Origin of the sequence: Acinetobacter sp. YH16038, assembly GCF_013417275.1 — a bacterium.
GTDB lineage: Bacteria > Pseudomonadota > Gammaproteobacteria > Pseudomonadales > Moraxellaceae > Acinetobacter.
Map to the genome: position 1 here is coordinate 1 of NZ_VPEG01000061.1, position 6,704 is coordinate 6,704.

Below are 6,704 nucleotides of genomic sequence, written 5' to 3' on the forward strand. Positions count from 1 at the left end.
GATGAGAAAATGACTTACTTCATTGGCGTTACTCTTGGGAGGATGATTTGAATAAGGTTATTTTATAATGATAAGACAATCTGTCAAGCTTGTACTAAAGCTTCTAAAAGTTATTTAACATAATGGCGATTATGCGAAACGAGATTGTAAGCCCAAAGTAGAAATGTCCGGTTTCTCCAAAGTAAAAATGTCCGCTTTTAGAATATGCGCTTTTGCGATTATCGAAGCGGACGGTTTGATATGTTGGTGTCTATGTCGGATAAAGAACTTAAACGATTGTCGGTCTTGCAGGAAATCTGCGATCAACGCATAACTCAATCCCAGGCTGCTCAGCTACTTCATATTTCAGAACGTCAGATCAGACGCTTACTGCAGAAATACAAAGCTCAAGGCCCAGTTGCATTAGCCCATGCTGCACGTGGTCAAATCAGCAACTCCAGGCTTCCTGAAGAACTCAGACTCAAGTGCCTCAATATTGTTTCGGATCAACTGCATGGTTTCGGACCCACTTTAGCGCATGAAAAGCTCACTACCATTCATGGATTCGACATCTCGGTGGAAACACTACGTTCCTGGATGATTGCAGCTAATTTATGGATTCCTCGCTCCAAACGCCTGAAACGCCCGTATCAGCCTCGTTATAACCGGGACTGTTATGGTGAACTGATCCAAATTGATGGCTCACACCATGACTGGTTTGAAGGACGCGCTGCTAAATGCTGTCTGCTGGTATTTATCGATGATGCCACAGGCAAATTGCAGCATTTACGCTTCTGTGAATCAGAATCAGCCTTTGACTATATGATTTCGACACGCCTGTATGTCGAACAGCACGGTAAGCCTTTAGCGTTTTACAGCGACAAACATTCAGTCTTTAGGGTGAATCAAAGCAGTAAGAAAGACACCAAGATTACCCAGTTTGGACGCGTGCTCAGTACCCTCAATATCGATATCATCTTCGCTAATTCACCACAGGCCAAAGGCCGTGTAGAACGAGCCAATAGAACGCTTCAGGACCGTCTGATCAAAGAAATGCGCCTGGAAGGCATCTGTTCGATTGAACAAGCGAATGCCTGGCTACCCTGCTTCATTGAGCAATTCAATCAGAAGTTTGCCAAGATGGCCTTTAATCCCAAGGATCTACACCGGACTGTCACTGAAACAGCCGAAGAATTAGATGATATTTTTACCTGGCGTGAACCCCGCAGAGTCACGAACAGCCTGACCATTACTTATGATAAATGCGTATATCTCCTGGAAAACACGGAAGAAAACCAAAGATTGATTGGCAAGTATCTTGAGTTCCTTGAATACCCGGATGGTACAGTTGCAATTGAATATCAGGGTAGAAAAATCAATTACAGCATCTTCGACAAATTAAGCCAGCTGAACCAGCGAGAGATTGTTGAGAATAAACGTTTGGGTTCTGTATTGGCCCATATTCAACAACAGCATGAAGAATTAGAACAGCAAAACAAACGGAATCGTTCTCAAGCTATGCCACGTAGACGTGCACAGAAAACAGCAATTCAAAAACGAAATCTGAATCCTGTGCTTGACTTGGAAATGTCGGTATAGGACATTTCTATTTGGTTATTAGGTAGGACATTTCTACTTAGGAATAACAGTGCATGTTAGAACCTATTCAAAGTCCGTATTTAATAGCTTCTCTTAGCGGATTTACTCATTTTCAAGCACTTGTAAGTAAAGCTCATCCGCTTTTTGAGCAATGGCTTTGCCATTCTCACGCATTTCTAATTCTTTAGCTACATAGGCTTGAATCGGTATGTTGTAATAGCCACCACCATAGTAGTCTTTAATGAGTTTCAAAGGCACTTCCACACCATATTCATCAAAAAGATTACGTCTGTAATTATATTCATGGATCGTATCCGCATAGGTCGGCAATCGGGGTAGATAGGTCAAGTGTGGTGTAGCAATTTCCATCTGCATCCATGTTTTCTGCTTCTTAGACCTGTACTTTAAAAAACGCTGTGCAAAATGGATAATCTGCCCTGCTTGGGAACGGCTTGCTTTGAAAACAGACCATGTTTCAACCATCAGGAATAGATTTTTAATGTCGGCTCGGTTCTTCTCTGCTAGAGAACTATTTTTTTGACTAGCCAATTTATTAATAGAATCAGTAAATTTAGTTTTAATTTTTTCAATACTTTGCTTTGTATATCGCCAAGTCCACGTATAAGCCCTTACTCTGTCTTTGTAGTCTTTTTCATCACCCAAGATGAGCTGTTTATAAGTCTTATGCGTATCTCTAAAAAGCTCCATAGTCACCAGGGCAGTAGGTTTGACAGCAATTGGATTTTTTAAGACAAATTGTTTTGGCTCATTATCTTTGAAGTAGTCTGCAATCAAGGTCTTTTCTGCTGAGATCGAATCAAGATCCCACTTAAAGCCTTTGTACTTCTCTTTAAGAGTCTGAATCTTCAAACGCTCCGACTCTTTGGCAAGTTTATTAATCTCAATACCGTTGAAAGTATTGAAATCTCTACTTGTAGGCGTAGTGAATAAGCAATACAGAAACCATTTATTTTCATTAAAGACATCTCTTTGCACGATCATCGTGCAAATAGGATGACCCTTTTCTAAGCGGTAAGAACGCTGTCTTGGTGAAATACCCAACTCATAACGCTCTGTCATCTTATCCAAAACGGATTCAATGGATTTCTTAGAACTGTCGTACTCAAAGCTGAAATAAAAATATGCGCCATTGGCAACATGGTCAGCGAGCCGTTGCATTGTAAATTTTGTGTGTGGACTAAAAATTATCATCCAAAATATTTCCAATCATTGTTATCAAGGGTTAATTCACAAAATACGCTGTTTTTTGATCAAAAACTAGCATTGTAATCGAGTAAAAGGATTTTTGGTTTTTAGCTGTTTTTTGCTTTTTCCATAGCGAAGCTATGGTGAACTTGCGAAGCAAGTTTTAAGGACTTCTAGACGGTGTTTGTAAGAGGGTAATAAGTAGTTCCATGCGAACGCACCTAGACAGCATATTTTTTGTGCATTATGATTTTCTCATCAGTTGTGAAGTGTGTCTGACCAACGCACCTAAAAGACCTAACCGTTTTTTAGTGTGCCGTTAGGCACACTAAAAATTTTGATTTTCAACAGCTCACAGTGGAAAGGTTGACAGCCTGAAAACTGCTTGACGAAGCGGACTGCTGCGGAAACGTAGCTCGGTACGCTTTGATGAGGGCTGATGAGGGGTGGCTTTTGCCTACCCTCAAATTCTACTCAATCCACTTCATTGTTGGTTCTTGAAGTTGGGCGACAAGGAAACGGAATCACCGAAAGGTGGCGAATGGGTTAAACCCCATTCTAGGCTGAAAGGGCTGAAATCCTGCTTTTGAAGAAATAGTGAGTGAAATCCATAGATGGAGAGTAGCGTTAATAACTACCGTTCTTCGCTGAATCTTTATGGTTTGGCGAGGTGCGTGGCACACACGATGGCTTCTGCGGTATTCGAGAGGGTACAGGCGATCAAGGTGAAAGCTGGCGAGAGTGGCACTTTTGGGTCAGGTGGTGAATTTGTCGTGATGACATTCCATTTTGGCTCGAAAGGTCGATGTATAGCTTAAACGTGTTAAAGGTGGGGAGAAATCCTCATCGACTGTGCTAAGTAAGTGTTCTACCCATGATGATATTTTTTAAGCTGCGGAATCGGTATTTTGGAACTGCGTACCGAAAAGCAAGGAAAAGGTTTAGAAAATTAGTGGATGGGCGTACTGCTTGTTAAGACTTCAAAAGATAACTTGGGACGCACTTTTATGTCATTAGGTTTTGTCACCTAAGTATTTGAATAACTTATTTTAAGTTATCGGCATAGATGTGTTGGAGCGATCTTTAGTAGCGCATATAAGGTAAGTTGTTTTTGCCGAAGTTGTACCGTTAAACGTCTGAATAGTTTGCTCGTCTTTTGTGAAATAGATAGGGATCTATAATCACAGGAGATTTATTAATCGGATTGGAATATTCATTAAGTAAGTGAATGAATAGGACGTTTCTTTAGAGCAGGCTTAAATAGTTTCTTTGAAAGTATTTAAGCTCTCTAAAGTTGGGAAAAGACCATAGCTACCGTTGTCAGAAATGGCTTGTTAAGGGAATCGTGGTTTTGCGAAAGAGTGATGTTGAGGCTACAGGGGACTGTAGTTGAGTGTGTTACTTCTTGCATGGTAAAAGTGCTTGAAGGCTGTGAATTTAATGTCACAGGGAAATCAAAAAGGTTAAATGGGGATTGGTCTCCCCTGCTGTTCGAGTTGGTCGCTCGAACTAAACTAAACTTCTGAAGACATAGTTTTTCGAGGTTGTTATCCACCATAGGATAAATATTTTCTGATTTTATGAATAAAATTAGCGTTTTAAAGTTTGGTGTTGGTTGGTTGGCAATCGGCACTTCGACAAAATTTTACGGTGCATACGTTATAAGCATTTTTTAGACCCCCTCGGATATTCTTGCCAACAGAATATCGAAACGAGGTGGGTTGTCTAAATGCTCACCATTTGCGTTTTAAGGCACTTTAAACTAAAACCTATAGGTAGAATAGGAATGACCAATAAAACGCCAAATACAGCAAACCATGCGCTATAAATCCACATCTCTTGGTGTATCTTGCTCTCGATCTGTCATAAAATCTTCTAACCCTGTTGGGTCATCATGGTTTTTAAAGAACTCCTCCCAAGTTACTTCACAAAAGACACCATCTTCATTGGCTCTAAACCATCGTGGTTTGTTGAAGTTCTTCATCGAGAGAGAAACCAAATCTTCATCTTTTTTATCTTTGCTCATCTCAGATCCTCTTTAGCGAGTGTCTACGAGCGACACAACGAAAATTTGCGCCTAGACTCCCTGAAAAACTGCTTTTTAAAATATTTGCTTCAACAAATTGAAAGTAGATCACATGCTGATCTTTGCACCTAGACCGAGCGAAGCGAGCATAAAAAACTTATGAGCGAAGCGAATTCCGAGTTGCTTTTGATCTTGCTTTTGCTTTTTATTAAAGTCACAACGAGATGAGCCAAAAAATTGCCCCTACGAATCGAGCGAAAGCGAGATTCAATAGAGTTTGAGCGAGTGAAACGAAGCGAAAACCAAGGGCAATTTTTCATGATTCAGGTTTTTAATTATTTTAAGGTTTTTAAATGTTTTTAACTTAGTTTTAATTATTAAATTTCAATAACTAACCTTTGTATTCCCCCACGTTTAGTTACCCATTCCCCCACGTTTAGTTACCCATTCCCCCACGTTTAGTTACCCATTCCCCCACGTTTAGTTACCCATTCCCCCACGTTTAGTTACCCTCCTAATTACACCCTTAACTACACAGTTGCAGTTATACCCACATTGTTATAATCTGTGGGTATAAAAATATTTCAATTGAGTCTATGTCAAAAGAATTAGTTGTAAAAACCAATCGGTTAAACCAAGCTTTTCAAACTCTATCTTTATCAGAGTTTCATATTGTTCAATTAGCCATTGTTGATGCTAGACATACGGGTACTGGACTAAGTACAGATACTCCTTTACGAATAGATGCTTTGAGATATGCTGAAGTTTTTGGGACAACAAGGCAAAATGCTTATCAGAGAATGAAAGAAGCAGAGGATTCTTTATTTAACAGAAGATTTAGCTTCTTTGATGAAGATGGGAAATTAGTCAAAAGTAGATGGATTCAGCAAGTAAAATATCTAGATGATGAAGGGGCTATTGAACTTGTTTTCACTTTAGCTGTTGTACAAGGCATAAGTAAAATTGATGGAATTAAAGACTTTTTTACTCAATATTTACTAAGCCAAACAGCCCAGCTTAACAGTACATATTCAGCAAGATTATACGAGTTATTAATTCAATGGAAAGCTATTGGAAAAACGCCAGTATTTGAATTAGCAACTTTTAGAGAACAACTTGGAATTGGTGTTAATGAATACAAGCGTATGGATCACTTTAAAACTAGAGTTCTTGACTTAGCCATTTCTGAAATTAGCGAAAAAACAGATATAGAGGCAACCTACCAACAGCATAAAAAAGGCCGTTCAATATCTGGTTTTTCTTTTTCTTTTAAACAAAAAAAATCTAAAACTAAATCATTAGAAAATCAGACAATATCTGGCAATCTAGATCTTTTTTCAAAAAAAATGACTGACTCTCAACGCCACTTATTTTCCAATAAGCTATCTGAACTTCCTGAAATGAGTAAATACTCTCAAGGAACTGAAAGCTATCCTCAATTCGCAGTAAGAATTGCTGAAATGCTTAAAGATTCTGAGAAGTTAAAAGAGTTTGCTCCCATGCTTGAAAAGGTTGGCTATCGTTAAATCATTGATGTAACGTTACATTACTAAATATTGTCTACTGACATACAGACTTTTACTTGGGTTACATGATGAAAGCACTATCTGTTATTGAATTAGCTCAACTCTATGGAATGAATCGTCAAAGTATCTATAAACGTATAAATAAAGGGGATTTATCAAAAAATAGTGATGGTAAAATAGATTTATCTGAAGCCATACGAGTATTTGGCGAGCCATCTAATAAAAATAATAATGTAACTACGTTACAGTCTACTACGGTACAAAAAGAGACAGAAGTAGACATGCTAAAACAGCAGGTAGACATACTAAAAAAACAACTGGAACTTGCACATGAACGAGAAATTTTCCAAAGAGAACAACTAGAAGCA

6 protein-coding genes are annotated in these 6,704 nt (G+C 38.8%); 4 read left to right on the forward strand and 2 right to left on the reverse strand.

Features of this window, described 5'->3' with window-relative positions; translation table 11 throughout:
* Positions 1-252 precede the first annotated feature (252 nt).
* Positions 253-1,578, forward strand: coding sequence for an ISNCY family transposase (locus tag FTV34_RS15830; protein ID WP_180009761.1), 1,326 nt, complete (start codon positions 253-255; stop codon positions 1,576-1,578).
* A 102-nt stretch (positions 1,579-1,680) separates the two neighbouring features.
* On the opposite strand, the gene FTV34_RS15835 is transcribed toward FTV34_RS15830, so the two are convergent.
* Complete coding sequence (locus FTV34_RS15835; protein ID WP_225531288.1) at positions 1,681-2,757, reverse strand: hypothetical protein; 1,077 nt, start codon at positions 2,755-2,757, stop codon at positions 1,681-1,683.
* A 701-nt stretch (positions 2,758-3,458) separates the two neighbouring features.
* On the opposite strand from FTV34_RS15835, the gene FTV34_RS15840 reads away from it, so the two are divergent.
* Positions 3,459-3,602: a hypothetical protein gene (locus FTV34_RS15840; protein ID WP_180015695.1), complete on the forward strand. Its 144-nt coding sequence runs from the start codon at positions 3,459-3,461 to the stop codon at positions 3,600-3,602.
* A gap of 1,004 nt (positions 3,603-4,606) precedes the next feature.
* Here FTV34_RS15840 and FTV34_RS15845 read toward each other — a convergent pair.
* The gene (locus FTV34_RS15845; RefSeq protein ID WP_004968112.1) at positions 4,607-4,810 is read right to left on the reverse strand and encodes a hypothetical protein; all 204 of its coding nucleotides are present in this window, start codon (positions 4,808-4,810) and stop codon (positions 4,607-4,609) included.
* A 596-nt stretch (positions 4,811-5,406) separates the two neighbouring features.
* Between FTV34_RS15845 and repM the strand changes: the two genes are divergently transcribed.
* Entirely contained in the window at positions 5,407-6,336 is a 930-nt protein-coding gene (gene repM / locus FTV34_RS15850) for a replication initiation protein RepM (RefSeq protein WP_086222692.1), read from the forward strand.
* Between the two features lie 68 nt (positions 6,337-6,404).
* The coding region (locus FTV34_RS15855; RefSeq protein WP_218949375.1) for a plasmid replication DNA-binding protein at positions 6,405-6,704 on the forward strand (300 nt) is incomplete at its 3' end.

What these genes read in the sequence shown, in the direction of transcription:
- FTV34_RS15830 (WP_180009761.1), top strand. Translation starts at nt 253, where the DNA reads ATGTCGGATAAAGAACTTAAACGATTGTCGGTCTTGCAGGAAATCTGC.
- FTV34_RS15835 (WP_225531288.1), bottom strand. Translation starts at nt 2,757, where the DNA reads ATGCAACGGCTCGCTGACCATGTTGCCAATGGCGCATATTTTTATTTC.
- FTV34_RS15845 (WP_004968112.1), bottom strand. Translation starts at nt 4,810, where the DNA reads ATGAGCAAAGATAAAAAAGATGAAGATTTGGTTTCTCTCTCGATGAAG.
- repM (WP_086222692.1), top strand. Translation starts at nt 5,407, where the DNA reads ATGTCAAAAGAATTAGTTGTAAAAACCAATCGGTTAAACCAAGCTTTT.